Source organism: Clostridioides sp. GD02367, from assembly GCF_045900275.1.
Lineage (GTDB): Bacteria > Bacillota > Clostridia > Peptostreptococcales > Peptostreptococcaceae > Clostridioides > Clostridioides difficile_A.
Genome location: NZ_JBJODK010000004.1, coordinates 249,738 through 270,281, shown reverse-complemented (window position 1 = coordinate 270,281; position 20,544 = coordinate 249,738). Strand labels below are relative to the sequence as shown.

Below are 20,544 nucleotides of genomic sequence, written 5' to 3'. Positions count from 1 at the left end.
AATTAACAATATAAAATTATCTTTGCACATATATGCAAAAAGCTTATATTACTGCTAATTAGAACAACTTATAGCTAATATATCTGGTCCTGTATGAGAGCAAATAGAAACTCCTCCTCGAGTAAATAATACTCTTCTTGCTTTTATTCTTTTGTTTACTTCTTCTTTTAATATTTCACAATCATGTAGATTGTCTCCACAACCGATTGTAACAATTTTTCCTTCTAAAGAACCTTCATTCATTTCTAAAATTATATCAACCAATTTGCTTGCTATATTCTTTACTCCTCTAACCTTATTTACCAACTTAGCTTCCCCATTATCAAAGAAAAATATAGGCTTTATATTTAACATATTTCCTATCAAAGCAGTTGCAACTGGAACTCTTCCACTCTGTTTTAAAAAATCAAGTGTATATGGTGCAAAAAGTAATCTCACACTACTACGAGTATTTTCTAACTCATCTATGATTTCCTCAAATGCTAATCCTTCTTCAAGAAGTTCACATGCTTTTATAATATATTGCCCACTACCAAGAGATAAGTTTCGAGTATCAAATATATGTATTTTTTCATTTCCAGCTACATCATTTTTAGCTATCATAGCACTTTGAAAAGTTCCTGAGGCATTTGATGCTCCTGTCATACAGATTATGTGATAACCCTCTTCTATAAACTTATCAAACACTTCTTTAAATTCCATATATGTAGCTTGCGATGTTTTAGGTATTTGCTTGATTTCTTTTACCTTTTTATAAAACTCTTCTTTATTTATATCTACTCCTTCTATATATTCTCTATCATTAAAAATAACTGTAAGTGGAACTATTTCTATATAATCTTTTTCTGATATTTCATCTGGAATATCACATAAACTATCACATACTAACTTTATTTTCAAAATAATATCCTCCTTATTCCAACTAATTATACTGTTATAAAGTTTCTATATTTATCTTGTCTTTCCTCTTAAATTGATTATGTATTTATATACTTCTCTAATATTCTTACCCAATATTATTCATTTTATAATTTTTTATAATATATAAACTACTTTTATTATTAACTATTTTACTTTATAATGAATTAACTATAAAAAAGCAGGTATACACTATACCTGCTTTTTTATAAAGAATGAAATTACTTTCTTAATCCTAACTTAGCTATTAATGCTCTATATCCTTCAAGATCTTTTTCTTTTAAGTAAGCTAATAAGTTTCTTCTTCTACCAACCATTTTTAATAGTCCTCTTCTTGAATGGTGGTCTTTTTTATGAGTTTTTAAATGTCCATTTAACTCGTTTATTCTAGCTGTTAATAAAGCTATTTGTACTTCTGGAGAACCAGTATCTCCTTCAACTCTTCCAAATTCTTTGATTATTTCTGATTTGTTTATCATTTAGATTACCTCCGTATTTTTTTAGAAACGCCTATTACTAAGCATTGATTGGAGTATTCAAATGCCGAGTAACGGTTATTTTCCTTAATCATTTTATCATACATTACTTGTTTTTGCAAACATAGTTTTCGTATACGTAATTTGTGTCATTAAACAATTGATTTTTTAAGTCATCTATTGAATTAAACTTTCTTTCATCCCTTATTCTTTCCAAAAATTCAACAATTATATTTTTACCATAAATATCTCTGTCAAACTCTAAAATATTGGTTTCAATAGATAAAGATTTTCCATTGACTGTTGGATTATAACCTACATTTGTAGCGCCAAAATAAGTCTCATCTCCAATATGTACAATAGAAGCATAAATACCTCTTTTAGGAACGAGCATGTTATTCTTAAGGTCAATATTTGCTGTTGGGAATCCCATAGTTCTTCCAAGGTGTTTAGAATGTATAACACAACCTTCTAACTCGTAATTACGACCTAAATACTCTTTGACATTAGTCATATCACCTTGGGATACTAAACTTCTAATATAAGTACTACTCACTCTTACATCATTTATTTTGATTGGCTTTATTACTTCCACCTCAAAACCATATTCATCTTCTAAGCTTTTTAATAGATTCACATTGCCTTCTTTTGCTCTTGCAAACGTAAAGTCATGTCCAATTACTATTTTTTTGGCTTTTAATTTTTTTACTAGTATCTCATCTACGAAATCCTTTGCAGGTATTTTAGTCATATACTCATCAAATGGTATGATTACAACTATATCTATTCCCAAGTCTTCTAATAATTTTATCTTATCATTGTTACTTATGATATTTTTTGTTGAGTTTGGTCTAAAGTAATTTACAGGATGATTTGCAAATGTAAATACAATACTCTGTATATTTTCTTTTTTTGCATATTCAACTGTTTTTTTTATAAGAACTTGATGTCCTTTGTGCACACCATCAAAGTTTCCTATGGTAATGACACTTTCTTTTATGTTTGCTATTTCTGCTATAGATTTTATAATCACCATAATAAATGTTCCCCGCTAAAATTATAATTTACTCTTAACTTATTCACAAACTATTATAGCATAAGTAAAAGAGATAGACTATAGAAGTTATTATAGTACTATCTCTTTTGGCATTCTTTTAAATACATTAATTATATAAACATCTTATCACTTTTAACACTTATCGTATTATTGTGTTTTGATAATTTTCCTAATCCTAAGAAGTTATCTGTACTATATACTCTTACAAATTCATCATTCTTATTGAGATTATTTTTCAAAAATCTTTTATCATCTATTGAACCACCATTGCTATAATATTTTATGGCATTAGGATTTAGTACAATATAATTAAACGAATCTAGTACGTAGTCTATATCGTATAAGTATTTATCTAAAGTTTTATTTTCATAAAATAGTTCTAGTTCTTCTAGTGTTATCGAGTTATCTAAATCAAATTTACCAGAAGATGTCCTATTCAAAAATGACATATGTGCTCCACAACCTAGGTATTCTCCTATATCATGACAAATACTTCTTACATAAGTCCCTTTAGAACATTCAACATAAAACATTACCTTGTTACCTTTTATACTGAGTATTTTTATGTCTTTTATATTCACTCTTCTAGTTTTTAAAGTAATTTCAGATTGTCTACCACTTCTTACTAAATCACACATTCTCTTTCCATTTACTTTTAAAGCTGAGTAGATTGGAGGAAGTTGACTTATTTCTCCTCTTTGTGTATCAAAAGCTTTTTCTATATCTTCATTACTCAATTTGAAATTATCAACTTTTTTTAAAATTTCACCTGATGCATCATAAGTATCTGTACTAATACCTAAAGTAAGCTCACATATATATGATTTATCCTTATTTAAAATAACTTCACATACTTTTGTAGCTTTTCCTATACAGATTGGTAAAACACCTGAAGCATCTGGGTCAAGAGTACCTGTATGACCTACTTTTTTTATATTTAAAATTTTTCTCACTCTACTTACAACATCATGAGATGTCATGCCTGTAGGTTTCAATATACTTATAATCTTATTCATTTTTCTGTCACCTTAAATTGATTTTAACACTGCCTCTAATACCATTTTTTTTGCATTATCAATACTATCTTTAATAGTACATCCAGCAGCTCTTACATGACCACCACCACCAAATAACTTGGCTATTTCACTTACATCAACATAATTTTTTGACCTAAAACTTACTTTAATTTCATTTTGTTTTTTCTCTTTAAATAAAATTCCAACCTCAACATCTTTTATGTCTCTTGTATATGTTGTTATTCCATCAACATCGTTGAAACTTGTATTATTTCTATTCATCATATCCTGAGTCAAAACTATACTAGATACTTTTGATTCAAATATTTCCAAAGATTTCAAGGCTTCTCCTAATAATTTATAATAATCAGAAGAATTACTTTGATATATATTTTGTATTATAGTATTTTTTTGTGCACCTAAAACAAGTAAATTCTTTGCCATTTCAAAGCTACTTGCATGGACATTTGAATATGAGAAGTTTCCAGTATCAGTTACAAGACCTGTATATAAACATGTCGCTATATCTTTATTTATAATCTTAATATCTTTTATTTGCTGGAATCTAATCAATAAATTATAAACTAGTTCACATGTAGAAGATGCATCCTTATCTACATAATTTAAATCTCCATATGAATCATTACTTGCATGATGGTCTATACAGATTAATTTTGATGCATTATTTTTGATTTCATCACTTACACATATTCTTGGTTCATCTCCACAATCAAGTGCTATTAGGGAATACTGATTCATATCAAGTTCATTAGACTTATAAATTTTTACATCTTCAACCAAAAACTTTAAATTTAATGGAGCTTCATCATCAAGTACATAATATACTTTTTTTCCTAAGTTTTTTAGTGTATAATACATCGAAAGTGTAGAACCAATATTATCTCCATCTGGGCTAATATGAGAGGTAACTATAAAATAGTCACCCTCATAAATATAGTTTATAATACTATCAATATTATTCATCATAATTTTCATCCTCATTTTTTTGAGTATTTTTTTCATTAACTCTTTTTATAAGGCTATCCATATACATTCCTTTTTCTATTGAATCATCAATTTTAAACATTATTTCAGGAATATATCTAAGTTTTATATTTTTTCCTACTTCTCTTCTTATATACCCTCCAGCACTTTTAAGTCCTGTTAGTGTAGATTCTTCATCTCCACCTAAAATACTTACATATACATAAGCATATCTTAGGTCATTTGTAACTTCTACATCAGTTACACTCACCATAGATGTTATTCTAGGGTCTTTTACTCCATTTATAAGCATAGTACTTACTACTTTTCTTATTTCTTCTGCTATTCTTCTTGTTCTATTATATGATGCCATACCATCGACCTTCTTTACTAACTGATTTTCTTTGATACGAATTTATAATTTTCTTTCTACTTCTTTAGTTATATAAGCTTCTACTACATCGCCTTCTTTTATATCGTTGTAATTTACAAAACTCATACCACATTCGTATCCAGAATTAACTTCTTTTACATCATCTTTAAATCTCTTAAGTGCTGCAAGCTCACCTTCATGTATTATTATACTATCTCTAACTAATCTTACTTTACAATTTCTAAATATCTTACCATTAGTTACATAACATCCAGCTACTGTTCCAACACCAGATATTTTATATATTTCTCTTATTTCAGCTTTTCCTGTTTCTTCATCAACATATTCAGGGTCTAACATACCAGTCATAGCAGCTTGTATATCTTCTATAGCCTTGTATATTATAGTATATGTTCTTATATCAACATTTTCTTTTTCGCCTAGAGATTCTGCACCTGGAACTGGTCTTACATTGAATCCTATTATTATTGCGTTAGAAGCTGCTGCAAGTAATATATCTGATTCTGTTACAGCTCCAACACCTCCATGTATTACTTTAACTTGAACTTCTTCATTTGATAATTTTTCTAAAGATTGTTTAACTGCCTGTACTGAACCTTGTACATCTGCTTTTATAACTATATTAAGGTCTTTTATAGAACCTTCACTCATTTGACTAAATAAATCATCCAGTGATAATCTTTGAGTTGATTTTAACATTTCATCTCTAACTATTTGCTGTCTTCTTGCTGCTACACTTCTAGCAATCTTGTCAGTTGGAACCTCAACAAATTGGTCTCCACCTTGTGGAACTTCTGATAAACCTAATATCTCAACTGCTGTAGATGGTCCTGCTGTCTTTACTCTTTTACCTTTTGCATTTATCATTGCTCTAACTTTACCACATGCAACACCTGCAACTATTGGGTCACCTACTGTTAAAGTACCACCTTGAACAAGTACTGTTGCAACTGGACCTCTTCCTTTATCAAGCTCAGCTTCTATAACAGTTCCTACTGCTCTTTTATTTGGATTTGCTCTTAATTCTTCCATTTCAGCAACCAATAATACCATTTCTAAAAGTGTATCTATTCCTTCTTTTTTCTTAGCTGATACTGGAACTGCTATTACTTCTCCACCCCAGTCTTCAACTAATAGACCTTGGTCTGCTAATTCTTGTTTTACTTTATCTGGATTTGCACCTGGTTTATCTATTTTATTGATAGCAACTATTAAAGGTACTTCTGCTGCTTTAGCATGGTTTATAGCTTCTACTGTTTGAGGCATTATACCATCGTCTGCTGCAACAACTAATATTGCTATATCTGTAACTTGTGCTCCTCTTGCTCTCATTGATGTGAAAGCCTCATGTCCTGGAGTATCTAAAAATACTATTTTTTGTCCATTAATTTTAACTTCTGAAGCACCTATATGTTGAGTTATTCCTCCTGCTTCACCTGAAATCACATCAGTTTTTCTTATTGCATCTAGTAGAGATGTCTTACCATGGTCAACATGTCCCATAACTGTAACAACTGGTGGTCTAGCCTTTAAATCTTCCTCTTTATCTTCTTCAATTTCCATTAAAGCTTCTATTTCTAAAGCTTCTGTATCATCACTTTCAGCTACTGTTAGTTCAAATCCATAGTCTTGAGCAACTAAAGCGGCAATTTCAAAACTTATCTCTTGATTTATTGTTGCCATAGTTCCCATTTTCATAAGCTTCATAATTACTTCTGATGGAGATTTATCTAACTGTGTTGCTAATGCTTGAACTGTTAGCTTTCCATCTATCTCTATAACATTTTCATTTTCTTTAGATGAAGCTTCTAATAATTCCAATACTAAATCTAATTCTTCACCTTCTAATACTGAATCTTTATCAGCTACATTTATATCTAATTCAGCTAACTTATTCATAAGCTCTTCATTTGATATATTTAATTCTTCTGCTATTTGGTATACTCTTGTTTTTGACACAAGATCACCCCCTATTTTATTTTAAATTTCTATTAGTTCAATTATCTTTTTAGAAAAGTTTTCATCTTTTATTCCTATAACTGCTCTTGGAGATTTTCCTATTGCAAATCCTATTTCCTCTTTTGTTGAAAAAAATAGATATGGAATATTTCTAAAAGTTGATTTATCCTTAAAAAGTTTTTTAGTATTATTTGATGCATCTTCTGCTATTAAAACCAACTTTACTTTTCCTTTTTTTAAATCAAGCAAAGTGGAGTCATCACCAGACACTATTTTCCCTGCACGAGTTGCTAGCCCTAAGAATGAAAGTATTTTTTCTTTATTATTTTTCATATTCTTCTAACTCCATAAGTAGATTATCATAGACTTCATCAGGAACATCTATTTTAAAAGCTTTATTTAATGCTTTGCTTTTGATGGCTTTTTTAAGACATTCAGAGCTTTTACACACATATGCTCCTCTTCCATTAGCTCTTCCTGTTGGGTCTAAAAATATTTTTCCTTCTTTATTTTTAACTATTCTTATAAGCTCTTTTTTAGAGTCTCTATCTTGACATGCTATGCATTTTCTTTGAGGCACTTTTTTTACTTTTTTCAAAATCATCCCTCCTTACTCTTCTTCACTAAAATTATCATCTGAAGTATCTAACTCTTCTTGGTTGATAAATTCAGCTTTAACATCCTCATCTTCTATTTCTTTGGAATTTTCAAGATTTAACATTTCTTGTTCTGCTTGAGATTCGCTTTTAATATCTATTTTCCAGTTAGTCAATTTTGCTGCAAGTCTTGCATTTTGACCTTCTTTACCTATAGCAAGCGATAATTGATAATCTGGAACAATTACTAAGGCAGACTTTTCTTCTTCATTTATATCTACTCTAACAACTTTTGATGGGCTAAGTGCAGCTGATATAAACTCTGCTGGGTCTTCACTATATTTTATTATATCTATTTTTTCATCACCAAGTTCATCCACTATATTTTTTACTCTAAGTCCTTTTGGTCCAACACAAGCTCCAATTGGGTCTATTTTTTCATCTATAGATCTTACTGCCATTTTAGTTCTTGACCCTGCTTCTCTTGCTACAGATTTTATTTGAACTATTCCTTCATATATTTCAGGAACTTCTTCTTCAAACAATCTCTTTACTAGACCTGGATGACTTCTTGATACAACTATTTGAGGTCCTTTGTTAGTCTTTTTAACTTCAAGTATATAGAATTTTATTTTTTGACCTGCTTTATAATTTTCAAACGGTATCTGCTCACTTTGAGTCATTATACCTTCTATTCTTCCAAGGTTAACATAAACAATGTTTTTATTTGCTCTAGCAACCTCTCCTGTAACTATTTCATTTTCTTTTTCTATAAATTCATTATACACTATTTCTCTCTCAGCTTCTCTTATTCTTTGAACAACTACCTGTTTTGCTGTCTGAGCTGCAATTCTTCCAAAGTTTTTAGGAGTAACTTCATGCTCTATGATATCGCCTAATTCATAATTAGGATTTATCTCTCTAGCATCTGCTAACTCTATTTCTAAGAAAGTATCATATAAATCTGATTCATCAACAACGACTCTTTGAGAGAATACTTTTATGTCTCCCTTATCTCTATCAAACTCAACTCTAACGTTTTGTGCTGAACCAAAGTTTTTCTTATATGCAGTTAAAAGAGCTTGTTCTATAGTATCTATAAGTATCTCTTTATCTATACCTCTATCAACTACTAATTCATCTAGTGCTTCCATAAATTCATGATTCATTTTTTTATTTCCTCCCTATTTAATATACCACTAAAACTTTATTGCTAATCTGACAATAGCAACATCTTTTCTATTAAATTCCATTTCTTCACTATTTACAATGATTTTTATATTATTATCTTCTGTTAGTCCCACAAGTTCACCTTCAAATTGTTTACACCCATTTAATGCTTTATATAATTTTAAATCTACATCTCTACCTTTGTATCTTACAAAATCTCTATCTTTTTTTAATGCTCTATCAAGTCCTGGAGAAGATACTTCTAAAAAATAATTCTCCTTTATAGGGTCTTTTTCATCTAATATTGGGCTTAATTCTCTACTAACTAATTCACATTCATTTAAAGATATTCCTTCTTCTTTATCTATGTATACTCTTAAGTAGTATTCTCCCGCTTCTTTTACATATTCAACATCAACCATTTCAAATCCATGTTCATCTGTTATTTTAGTTACAATCTCTTCAATTGTAGCTTCTAAATTTTTTTTCATTAAATTTCCTCCTATTCAATTGTAAATGACCAGTTCCTATAATCCCAAATAAAATATATTTAAAAAATTAAACTGGTTCTTAATAATATATTTAAAATAAAAGAGTGAGAACAGCTGTCTCACTCTTAGTTTCTGCAAAGTATACTATTTTCTATACCATGATATCATAAAATTCTTTTATTTGCAACTTTTTGGACTAACTTAAAATAGTGATAATTGATTTCTCTCGCTCATATTCTCAAGTGAACCATGATTGGTAAGAGTTTCTATTACTGTTTTTGATATTTTCGTTCTCTTTCTCAAATCTTCTTTTGATATAAATTCACCATTTTTTCTTTCATTTTGAATATTTATGGCCGCATTTCCTCCAAGACCTTGTATTGCTGCCATTGGTGGAAGTAATGTCTTTTCTCCCACAACTATAAAATCAGTTGCATCTGATTTATATATATCAACTGGCAATAATTTTATTCCTCTAGCATACATTTCAAGAGCAACTTCTAACACTGTTAACATACCTTTTTCTTTTGTAGTTGCATCGTTTCCTAATGCTTCAATTTCATTTATTTTTGATTTTATAGAATCTAAACCTTTAACAATTAAATCTGCATCAAAATCTTCAACTTTTGTAGTAAAGTAAGTTGCATAAAATGCTTCTGGATAGTGTACTTTACAATATGCAATTCTGAATGATGTCATAACATAAGCAACTGCATGTGCTTTTGGGAACATGTATTTAATCTTTTTACATGAACCTATATACCATTCTGGGACATTATTTTTCTTCATTTCTTCAATATGTTCTGGTTTTAGACCTTTACCTTTTCTTACACTCTCCATTATTGTAAAACTCATTTTTGGAGGTAATCCTTTAAATATTAAATAGTTCATTATGTCATCTCGTGTTGATATAACATCTTTCAGCCCAACTATATCTTCTCTAACTAAATCCTGTGCATTGTTTACCCAAACGTCTGTACCATGAGAAAGACCAGATATACGTACAAGTTCTGCAAATGTAGTAGGCTTTGTGTCAAGTAGCATCTGACGTACAAATTTAGTACCAAACTCAGGTACAGCAAGACAACCTATTGGGCAATTTATCTCTTCTGGAGTAACTCCTAATGCTTCTGTGGATGTAAACAAAGACATCGTTTCTTCATCATCTAATGGTATTTCTGTTATGTTTATTCCAGTAATATCTTCAAGCATTCTTATTATGGTAGGACCGTCGTGTCCAAGTATATCTAATTTAAGTATTCTACCACTTATTGAATGATAATCAAAATGAGTAGTTATTACACCACAAGAAGTATCATTTGCTGGATATTGAATAGGGGTAAAGTCATACACATCTTTATAATCTGGTATAACCATAACTCCTCCTGGATGCTGTCCTGATGTTCTTTTTACTCCAGTACAACCATTTGAAAGTCTCAGTACTTCTGCATTTGGGACACTTATATTATTTTCCTCTATATATTTTCTTGCATATCCAAACGCTGTTTTTTCTGCTACAGTACCTATAGTTCCTGCTCTATATACATACCCCTCCCCAAATAATTCTTCTGTATACTTATGAATTATTGGCTGATAATTTCCTGAGAAATTTAGGTCTATATCTGGCTCTTTATCACCTTCAAAACCTAAAAATACTTCAAATGGGATATCATGGCCATTCTTAGCAAGCTTTCTTCCACACTTTGGGCAGTCCTTATCTGGTAAATCAACCCCTGAACCCCACTCACCTATTTCATAAAAAAATGAGTATTTACAGTCTTCATTTTCACAAATATAGTGTGCTGGGAGAGGATTAACTTCTGTTATATCACTCATTGTAGCCGCAAAAGATGACCCAACTGAACCTCTTGAACCAACTAGATAACCATCTGAAAGCGATTTTGCAACTAGTTTCTGAGCTATAATATACATAACCGCATACCCATTGCTTATTATCGAATTTAGCTCCCTATCTAGCCTTTTTTGAACTATTTCTGGTATTGGATCTCCATAGATTCGCCTAGCTTTTTCATAACACATCTCTCTTAATTCCACGTCTGAACCTTCTATAATCGGTGGATAAGTATCATCTGGTATAGGTTTTATATCTTCAACCATATCAGCAATTAAATTGCTATTTTCCACTACAACTTCATATGCCAATTCTTCACCAAGATAACTAAACTCTTCCAACATTTCATCTGTTGTTCTAAAATGTAAATAAGTTTCTTCTTCATCTACTTTAAAACCTTGAGAATATTTAAGAACTTTTCTTAAAACAGCTTCATGTTTATCTAAAAAATGAACATCTCCAGTAGCTACTGGAATTTTATTAAATTTTTTAGCTGTATCAATTAGCTTTCTATTAAGTTCTCTTAACTCTTCTTCATCCTTAACTTCTCCTTTGTCAATCATAAATCTATTATTATCTATAGGCATTACCTCAATATAATCATATAAATCTATTATTTTTTTCATTTCATCATCAGAAACATTCTTCTTTACAGCTTGAAAGACCACTCCTGCTTCACATGCCGAACCAATTATCAGACCTTCCTTATATTCATTTAATACACTTCTAAGTATTCTTGGAGCTCTAAAAAAATGATTTACATGTGCATCTGAAATTATTTTATATAAGTTTTTTATGCCTACAGAATTTTTTGCTATTAAGGTTATATGATTTGTGCTAAGTTTTGTATAATCAATTTTTCCAAGCACATTATTTACATCACTTAAAGTCTTTGCTCCTTTTTCTGTAAGTATTTGTAAGAATTTATTAAATATGAGTGCTGTAGCCTCAGCATCATCTACTGCTCTATGGTGATTTAAAAGAGGTATACCAAGTTCTTTAGCAACAAGATTCAATCTATGTCTTTTTAATTTTGGCAACATTACTCTTGCAAGCATAAGTGTATCTACTTTTTTGTTATTATATAATAAACCTTGTTCTCTGCACTTTTGTGATATAAATCCCGTATCAAACTCTGCATTATGTGCTACTAATACACTATCTCCAACAAATTCCATAAACCTAGGAAGAACCTCTTCAATGGTTGGCTTGTCTTTGATTAGCTCATTAGTTATTCCTGTTAATTCCTGTATCTTATAAGAAATATCTTTTTCTGGATTTATCAATTCGCTAAATCTGTCCACAATTTTAAAATTTTCTATCTTTACAGCACCAATTTCAGTTATTTTATCATTCGTGTTAGAAAATCCTGTTGTCTCTATATCAAATACAACAAATGTCTGTGAAAGTTCTTTGTCATTTGCATCTTCTATAATGAGAGAATCATCTTCAACCAAGTATCCCTCTACTCCATAAAGTACTTTAATATTATTTGCCTTACCTGCATTCATAGCATCAGGAAATCCTTGTACAACACCATGGTCTGTTATAGCAATAGCAGGATGCCCCCATTTAGCTGCACGTTCTACAAGCTTTTTAACAGAACAGATTGCATCCATAGAAGACATTTGTGTATGTGCATGTAGTTCTACCCTTTTTTCTTCTGATTTGTCTTCCCTCTCTGGTCTAACCTCTTTTCTTATTCCACTAATCATCATACTAATTTCTCTTTGATATGTATCATAAACTATGTCACCTTTGATTTTTAAATATGCACCCTTTTTAACATTTTCAAGTACTCCATCCTTATTTGTATCTGTTAAAAATAATTTACAGCTTATCGAACTAGTATAGTCTGTAATTGATGCTATCATAAGTATTTTTCCATTTTTAAGTTCTTTAGTTTCAACATCAAATATATCTCCAACAATTGCAACTGTTCCAGAAGATGCATTTAATTCAGCTATATTTTCAATCATAGCATTTGCATTATCTCCATAGACTAAATTTTCATCTACTTCAGACTTGATTACATAACTTTCTTCTTCACGCTCTTCACAATTATTAATTTTTCCAATTTCTAAAGCTCTAATTTTTTCTTCCATTTCTCTATCATTAATTCTTATAAGTCTTTCTTTATTCACTTTTTCATCAACAGCTTTTTCAATCGTTATATTTAAATCCAATCCTAATTCTTCACTAAGCACAGTTCTAAGTACATAAATTACATTTTTTTTCATTAATCGCTCATAAAATATACCTTTTGGAAGTTTTATTTTTAATTCTTCATCTAAACAAAGAAATTCTACTTGTTTATACCAACCTGCTATAGATGGACAAAGATACTTTAATATATACAATATATTATTCCAATATTTTTTTATAACATCTTTATTAGATTTTCTTTCAAATCCAGTGAATCTTATCTTCATTCTCATATCTTTAAAATAATCGAGTTTATACATCAATTCTTCTTTAAATTTATCTAAGAGCTCATGAGAAACAATCTCCTTAGAAGTTAGATAAAAATAAACTATCTTGTCTTCTTTAAAATAAACTACTCTATTTATGTAAACTTCTTTAAGTTGCTTTCCAAGGCCACTATTATTAATTTCCAATTTATCTAAATATTCCTTAACACTTTCCATCTATATCCTCCTTTCTCAAAATTATCTTTATATATATTATTACCACTTTTTATCTATTTCTATCTGTTATTCACTTATATTTACTTAGAATTAATATTATAACATAAAAATTTTGTTAATATTAATTTTAGACCTTGTAAATTATATACAAAAAGACTATAGATAATTTAAATAAATGAAAACTACCCATAGTCTGTATTTTTTATTTATGTATTACTTGTATTGAGGAACCTCAAAAACTAAACTACTTCCTCCTCCATAAAGACCAATTAGATTTTCCATAATTCCAGAAATTCCATTAGCCCAATTAACATCAGTTGCATATTGATGCCATGTATAATCATAATTCCACTTCATCTTATAGATAGTGTTTTGATTATATTTAGAGCTGTTTATATAATTTTGAGATATCCACTTTGCAGAACCATCTATAGTAGCTTCTACACTAGTCCATCCATTAGAATATGCTGCTTCTGCCCCTGAAACATTAGCGCTTTTATCTATTGCTCCTATTCCAAAAAAATTGTATACTTTAACTGGTTTACTAAGGGGTTGACCCTTATAAGATGTTATTGTCTGACCTTGAGCAAGCGTAGATTTACCATATGCAGTTTCCCACATAGCATGTGATACCAAATATACAACGTCTATATTGTACTTCTTAGCGGCATTTATAAATGCTGCTCCTTGATTTTTAAAGATACTAGAAGATAAACCATTAAGATATGAATTTAAACTCGATTCTGAAATACCTCCCTTATAGCTATTAATCTTCAAAAACTGCATCATACCTTTAGTGGTACTTGTAAAGTTTTTAGGATTTAAATAATATTCTATATCACTTGAACTTGCATTTACAAATGAACTTGTTCTTTGAGCTGAAAAAGTACTAAATTCAGGACTTGGAGTACTTTTTCTATTCCCTGGTGCTATTACATTTCCCCCTGCTGCCGCTTTCTCAACTTGTTTACTTATGTGAGATTCCAAAGTATAATTCAAAGATTTGTAATCAATTTTAGCTCCACTTATACCAGACATACCATTTACTTGACCTGATGATGAAGAATTATTTCCATTACTATTTGAATTATTATTAGAATTACTATTTGAGTTATTATTGGATGCATCTGTTGAAGTAGATAAATAATTACCTACTACAAAAGCTTCTTTATTATTAAAGCTAATTTTAGCCCATCCACTACTCTCTGACAATACAGTTACTTTACTTCCTTTATATACCTTCCCTAACTTACTATATGTAGAACCTGGCCCACTTCTTACATTTAATGAAGCTGTATTTACAACCTTATCAGTATTTTTTTTGTCATTACTTTGACTAGAGTCATCTGAGCTACTTTGACCTACCTCTGATAAATACATACTTGATACATACGCATCTTTTCCATTATACTTTATTTTAGACCATCCATTACTTTCTGATATTACTTCCACTTTGCTTCCTTTTGGCAACTTACCTAATAAACCATAACTTGTATTTGGACCACTTCTTACATTTAATGAAGTTGTATTTACTTGTTTAGTTTTTGAGCTATTGGTTGAGTTTGAGATATCTCCTAAGTAAGAACTAGATACATATCCTAATCTTCCATCATATTTTATTTTAGACCATCCATTACTCTCTGATACTACCTCTACTTTTTGCCCTTTTTTTAGTACAGTTATGATTCTATAACTTGTGCCTGCTCCATTTCTCATATTTAAACTATTTGAAGTAACTTGTTTTTCTTTATTTGTAGATGTTCTTAAAGAATCACCATTTGATTTTGCTATATATTTTGACGAAGCCCAACCTTCTTGTCCAGACTCAGCTTTTATTTTATACCATCCATCAGAAGAGTCTTTAATCAAAACCTTGTCATCTTTCTTAGCAACAAAGGCTATGCTACTTTCGGCAGTTGGCTCATTTCTTACATTTAAATAATTTATAGTCACTATACCTACATCCCCATCAGCATGTGCATTTATCATACTTAAGGGTAATACAGCTAATGTTGCTAACGCTGCTTTTTTCTTCACGTACTTCCCCCGCCCTTCTTATACACTAAAACAATTTTAATATAATTATACGACAACTTGTGATTTTAGTAAATATTGTCTATTTACATTTTGTATACATTCTATTTATAAATTCTTTATTCGTCTTATTAAACTATAGGTTTTTTTAATATGAAAATAGATTTTTTTTATAATACTTATAATGTTACATGTGATTACCACATAAATTTATTTTAAAAACACAGGGCTCTAATAAAGTAACATAAATATCCTAATATGTAGTACAATTTATATATAATAATTTGGAGGTGTAACTATGGATGCAAATAACTTAAAAGAATTGATAGCTAATCATAACAATATATTATTTTTTGGTGGAGCAGGTGTGTCAACTGAATCTAATATACCAGACTTTAGAAGTTCTACTGGACTGTTTAGCCAGAAACTCAATAAACAATTTACTGCTGAACAATTAGTTTCACATACTTTTTTTGTTAGATACCCAGAAGATTTTTTTGAATTTTATAAAGATAAATTAATATATCCTAATGCAAAGCCAAACAATGCTCATATAGCCTTGGCAAAACTTGAAGAGATGGGCAAACTTAAAGCTATTATAACTCAAAATATTGATGGGCTTCACCAAATGGCTGGAAGCAAAAATGTCTTAGAACTACATGGTTCTGTACACAGAAATTATTGTACTAAGTGTGGTAAGTTTTTTGATTTAGAAGCTATGTTAAACCTAGGTGGTAATATTCCTTATTGTGACAAGTGTGGTTCTATAGTAAAACCTGATGTAGTACTTTATGAAGAAGCTCTTGACAATGATGTTATTACTAAAACAATTTCTGCTATAAGTAATGCTGATTTATTAATTATAGGAGGTACATCACTAGCTGTATATCCTGCTGCAAGTTTTATAGATTATTATAAAGGTAAATACATTGCTCTTATTAATAAAGCAAACACAGTTTATGATAAGTCAGCTTCTCTTGTAATAAATAAACCTATTGGAGAAGTCTTATATGATGCTGTATTAAGACAAATGTAGATTTATTTCACTATTTTTATTCTATATATGAGTTTTTATGTTGAATTTAAAGTTTATTTTTAGTATTATCTTTGTTATGATGTTTTAGTATAAATATGAATAATTTGAAAGGAGCTTTTTATGAAACTAAAAACTATATCTTTACCAGAACTTAATAATTTAGACCCAACACTAGAATCTACATTTATCAAAATGGGCGAAGAACAAGGTGAGTTGGCTGAATGTATAGGTAAATTCAGAAATCTAAGTGGAGAAAATAATGACTTGGATGAAGTTGATATTATAAAGAAAACTGCTAAGGAGCTAATGGATGTAGCTCAGACATGTGTTACTATGATGTTTAAACTAGAAGAACAATATGGTATTAATCTTGATGAAATACGCAAAGAACATATAAAAAAATTAGAAAAAAGAGGCTACATAAAAAATATAGATAAGTAAGATTTATTACTCATACATTATTAAAATAAATATTAAAGATGGTATCACAAAATGATTTTTAATTACATTTGAAGTACCATCTTTTTTATTTATCTTATTTTTAATAGTTTATAAAAAGTCTAAATTCTTTAAGTAAAGCTACTTTTTTATAATAAAGTTTTATTAATCTATTCATTTCTTCTTTCTTCATAAAGTTTACTGTATTCTTCTACAGCTTCATCCCATGCTTCTATATCAGTTATCCCCTTTTCAACAGCTAATAAATGAACCATTTCAGCTAATTTTGATGCTGACTCTATTATTCCCATTTGTTACACCCTCTCTATTGTCAAATACTTACAAAAAATGTTAATTAATTCTAATATCTGTTATTATTATTTCCAAAAACTCTAGTAAATAAAGATTTTTTTATTTTTTGACATAATTAGAATATATACACAAAACAATAGGATATTTTTAGTTGCAAAAATTCCCATATAAAATCTAACTATTATTAAATTTTTTATATATTAAATTGAGAGATAATGAATATATTTATATAGATACATATTAAATTTATTATAGGAGAGAATATTATATGTTTAAAATTTTCCTTTTTTCTAGTGAACAATTTGTAAGCCTCTTTATATTTGGATTATTTCTATACTATTGTCCAAAACTAACAAAAAATATTTTGCCTTATAGTTACACAGTCGAGAAGATAATTTGTACATTAATGGTAATAGTTATGTCTTTAGAGCAATTCTTAATTATTTCTTCTGGTAATTATAGTACTCTAAATTCTTTGCCAATTGGAATTAATTATATCTGTATATACCTGTGTATAGCCATACTTGTTTTTAAACAGTATCATCTTTTTAATATCTTTTTTTCATGGAGTTTGGTTTGTTCAGTTGGAGAACTCATTTTTTCTAAAAACTTGGGTTATGAATTTCCTAGCTTGATATATTTTATATTTGTCTTCTCTAAATGTCTTATAATTTATGCAAATATTTATATGGTCGATGTTAGAAAATTTAAAGTTAACAGATATGCGCTTAGAGATAATTTAGCTATTTGCTTTATTTATTTTTCATTCATATTTTTACTAAACACATTTACCAATTCTCAATACTATTATGGTTTTTTAAGCCATAGCACAACTGCTATTTTTACATTTATTTTTGTTACTAGTATTATGTACATACCTGCTCTTTTGTCTAATAGAGATACTTTTATACTTGAAAAAAAGAAAAAGAGTAAATAATTTATTTAAATTTAAAAATAAAGCCACATGGATAATCTTAAATCTAAGTAATTATCCATGTGGCTTTATAGGTTATATATTTTATGATTGTTATTTTATATCTCTGCTAAATAGTACAATGTTCTAACAGGTTCTCCTGTTGCACCCTTTGCTTTGTATCCAATTGATTTTGATGATGTACTTGTGCCAGCTATATCCATATGTATCCATGGAGTAGCACCAACAAATTCACCAATAAAAGCTCCTGCTGTTATACATCCAGCATTTTTACCTCCTGTATTTTTAAGGTCTGCTTCTTCACCTTTTATCATATCTCTAAATTCATCATAAATTGGCATCTTCCATACCCTTTCACCTGATAAAGCAGATGCTTTTTCTAGTTTACAATAAAATTCATCATTATTTGTCACTACAGGAGTTGCGACGTTACCCAATAATGTTAAAGCAGCACCAGTTAATGTAGCTACATCAACCACCTTTGTTACCTTTTCATTATTTATGATGTAATATATTGCATCAGCTAATGTAAGTCTACCTTCTGCATCTGTATTTAAAACTTCAATAGTTTTCTTTGCCATAGAATTAATTATATCTCCAGGTTTATATGAGCCTCCTGATAAAGCATTTTCACATGCAGCGACTACTGCTATAACATTTCTCTTTAATTTATTTTGAGATATAGCACACATAGCGCCTATGACACTTGCAGCACCAGCCATATCTGTTTTCATATCTAACATAGAAGCATTTGATTTTAAAGAATATCCACCTGTATCATAAGTCAATCCTTTACCTACTAGACCAAGTATATCTTTACTTTCTTTGTCTCCAAAATATCGCATAACTATGAATCTTGGTTTATTAATAGAACCTCTTGAAACAGCAAAAAAAGCTTCCATTCCTAATGCTCTTATTTTTTCTTCTTCATATACTTCAACATTAAACCCAAACTCTGCTCCAAGTCTAACTGTTTCTATTGCTAACGTCTCTGGATAGATTATATTTGATGGTTCATTTACTAGATTTCTAGCTATTATATTTGAATTAGCTAATATCTTAGCTTTTTCAATTTGGCACTCCACTTCCTTTTCAGTAAATATAATTATATTATCTATTTCCTTTTTTTCAAAATCATTGTTTTTTGACTTATACTTATTAAATTTATAATCTCCAAGTAATATCCCTTCTGTAAAAGCGCCTATTTCATGACTACTTAAGTCGAGATTCAGTATATTAATGTCATTACTCTTATATTCTTTATTTTTCAATATATTTTTTAACTTCTTACATAAGTTTCCACCTATTATTCTAATCTTTTCTGTATTTAATAACTCTCTCTTACCAAAACCAACAAAGCAAACATTCACTAAACTATCATTTTTAAACAATGTTACAGTGTCTATATTATTTTCTTTAGCTTTAAAATCTCTACTTACTAAATTTAATTCATCAAAAGGTGTAGAAACATCTTCACCATCAAACATAGCTATTACTGTTATAGTATTTTCCAAACTTTTTAATATTTCTTTAGAACATTTTATCTTCATAATAAAGCCTCCTTTTTAAAACAACTGTTCTATTATAGTTTTAGTTTCTTCTAAAGAAGCAAATAATTTATCTTTATTATCTATATCTAAACAATCCATTTTATCACTTATTATAGATACAAATTTTAATATTTCATCATCTAGTATCTTTTCTCCATTTTTAGTTATTCCATAAAATGTATTTCGTCTATCTCTACTATCTTCTTCCCTATATACATACTCTTGCTCAACTAATTTATTAAGTAATATACACAAACTAGAAGTGGATACATGTAAATCCCTACTTAAATTTTTAAGCTCTATTTTATCATGTTTCCTTATCTTTACTAAAGCAAAAAATTGTCTTTCTGTAAGAATCTTACTTTTTTTATATCTTTCATTATTAATAATTTTTATTAAATTATGAAAGTTATTCATACTTTCTAACAACAAAATAGATAACTCTTTATCACTCATAACACTCACCTCAAAACTAATGATTTATAACTCCCTCTTATATCTCAAATACGTTTATATATCTATAACATAATACTACTTTTCTTTTTATAATTATACTATATATCAACTTTATTATCTATTTAAATTGTTTTAAGCTAAAATCTTACTATATATAAACATTTAAATCACATAACAAAATAGTGGGATTTAAACTAATCCCACTACCTTATTTAAAACTACA

Annotated in this window: 18 protein-coding genes; 2 read left to right on the top strand and 16 right to left on the bottom strand. The window is 29.0% G+C overall.

The genetic code is table 11. The features are described 5' to 3' along the window. Nucleotides 1-54 precede the first annotated feature (54 nt). From Q3223_RS07595 to acd, 13 genes are all read right to left on the bottom strand, one after another. Complete coding sequence (locus tag Q3223_RS07595) at nt 55-900, bottom strand: DegV family protein (RefSeq protein WP_074178901.1); 846 nt, start codon at nt 898-900, stop codon at nt 55-57. 239 nt (nt 901-1,139) lie between these two features. Continuing rightward, nucleotides 1,140-1,397 (bottom strand): 30S ribosomal protein S15, encoded by a 258-nt coding sequence (gene rpsO, locus Q3223_RS07590; protein ID WP_021384061.1) that lies wholly within the window; start codon nt 1,395-1,397, stop codon nt 1,140-1,142. A 103-nt stretch (nt 1,398-1,500) separates the two neighbouring features. Beyond that, a complete protein-coding gene (locus Q3223_RS07585; RefSeq protein WP_054269801.1) occupies nt 1,501-2,430 on the bottom strand; it encodes a bifunctional riboflavin kinase/FAD synthetase in 930 nt (309 codons plus the stop codon). 131 nt (nt 2,431-2,561) lie between these two features. After that, nucleotides 2,562-3,467 (bottom strand): tRNA pseudouridine(55) synthase TruB, encoded by a 906-nt coding sequence (gene truB / locus Q3223_RS07580; RefSeq protein ID WP_054269800.1) that lies wholly within the window; start codon nt 3,465-3,467, stop codon nt 2,562-2,564. A gap of 12 nt (nt 3,468-3,479) precedes the next feature. Beyond that, on the bottom strand, nt 3,480-4,463 hold the full coding sequence (locus Q3223_RS07575) for a bifunctional oligoribonuclease/PAP phosphatase NrnA (protein WP_147628925.1): 984 nt from the start codon (nt 4,461-4,463) through the stop codon (nt 3,480-3,482). Continuing rightward, nucleotides 4,444-4,824 (bottom strand): 30S ribosome-binding factor RbfA, encoded by a 381-nt coding sequence (rbfA, locus tag Q3223_RS07570; RefSeq protein WP_054269799.1) that lies wholly within the window; start codon nt 4,822-4,824, stop codon nt 4,444-4,446. The genes Q3223_RS07575 and rbfA overlap by 20 nt, the downstream gene beginning before the upstream one ends. A 42-nt stretch (nt 4,825-4,866) precedes the next feature. Beyond that, a complete protein-coding gene (infB, locus tag Q3223_RS07565) occupies nt 4,867-6,804 on the bottom strand; it encodes a translation initiation factor IF-2 (RefSeq protein ID WP_054269798.1) in 1,938 nt (645 codons plus the stop codon). Nucleotides 6,805-6,825: 21 nt separating this feature from the next. Further along, on the bottom strand, nt 6,826-7,137 hold the full coding sequence (locus Q3223_RS07560) for a ribosomal L7Ae/L30e/S12e/Gadd45 family protein (protein WP_054269797.1): 312 nt from the start codon (nt 7,135-7,137) through the stop codon (nt 6,826-6,828). Further along, nucleotides 7,127-7,408, bottom strand: coding sequence for an RNase P modulator RnpM (gene rnpM, locus Q3223_RS07555; protein ID WP_003419469.1), 282 nt, complete (start codon nt 7,406-7,408; stop codon nt 7,127-7,129). Before rnpM ends, Q3223_RS07560 begins: the two co-directional genes overlap by 11 nt. Nucleotides 7,409-7,414: 6 nt before the next feature. Further along, nucleotides 7,415-8,569 (bottom strand): transcription termination factor NusA, encoded by a 1,155-nt coding sequence (gene nusA / locus Q3223_RS07550; RefSeq protein WP_074178899.1) that lies wholly within the window; start codon nt 8,567-8,569, stop codon nt 7,415-7,417. Nucleotides 8,570-8,599: 30 nt separating this feature from the next. Next, complete coding sequence (gene rimP, locus Q3223_RS07545) at nt 8,600-9,061, bottom strand: ribosome maturation factor RimP (protein ID WP_054269795.1); 462 nt, start codon at nt 9,059-9,061, stop codon at nt 8,600-8,602. Between the two features lie 201 nt (nt 9,062-9,262). Then, complete coding sequence (locus tag Q3223_RS07540) at nt 9,263-13,561, bottom strand: PolC-type DNA polymerase III (protein ID WP_284181787.1); 4,299 nt, start codon at nt 13,559-13,561, stop codon at nt 9,263-9,265. Between the two features lie 213 nt (nt 13,562-13,774). Beyond that, nucleotides 13,775-15,598, bottom strand: a complete 1,824-nt coding sequence (acd, locus tag Q3223_RS07535; RefSeq protein WP_054276310.1) for an N-acetylglucosaminidase — start codon at nt 15,596-15,598, stop codon at nt 13,775-13,777. A 295-nt stretch (nt 15,599-15,893) separates the two neighbouring features. On the opposite strand from acd, the gene Q3223_RS07530 reads away from it, so the two are divergent. Together Q3223_RS07530 and Q3223_RS07525 are read left to right on the top strand one after the other, a co-directional pair. Continuing rightward, nucleotides 15,894-16,631, top strand: coding sequence for an NAD-dependent protein deacylase (locus Q3223_RS07530; protein WP_407811802.1), 738 nt, complete (start codon nt 15,894-15,896; stop codon nt 16,629-16,631). Between the two features lie 120 nt (nt 16,632-16,751). Continuing rightward, entirely contained in the window at nt 16,752-17,072 is a 321-nt protein-coding gene (locus Q3223_RS07525) for a MazG-like family protein (RefSeq protein WP_009905401.1), read from the top strand. 167 nt (nt 17,073-17,239) lie between these two features. On the opposite strand, the gene Q3223_RS07520 is transcribed toward Q3223_RS07525, so the two are convergent. From Q3223_RS07520 to Q3223_RS07510, 3 genes are all read right to left on the bottom strand, one after another. Further along, nucleotides 17,240-17,380: a hypothetical protein gene (locus Q3223_RS07520; protein ID WP_054276308.1), complete on the bottom strand. Its 141-nt coding sequence runs from the start codon at nt 17,378-17,380 to the stop codon at nt 17,240-17,242. Between the two features lie 1,033 nt (nt 17,381-18,413). Then, complete coding sequence (locus tag Q3223_RS07515) at nt 18,414-19,865, bottom strand: leucyl aminopeptidase (protein ID WP_407811801.1); 1,452 nt, start codon at nt 19,863-19,865, stop codon at nt 18,414-18,416. A gap of 15 nt (nt 19,866-19,880) precedes the next feature. Further along, a complete protein-coding gene (locus tag Q3223_RS07510; protein ID WP_054269788.1) occupies nt 19,881-20,321 on the bottom strand; it encodes a MarR family winged helix-turn-helix transcriptional regulator in 441 nt (146 codons plus the stop codon). Between the last annotated feature and the right edge of the window lie 223 nt (nt 20,322-20,544).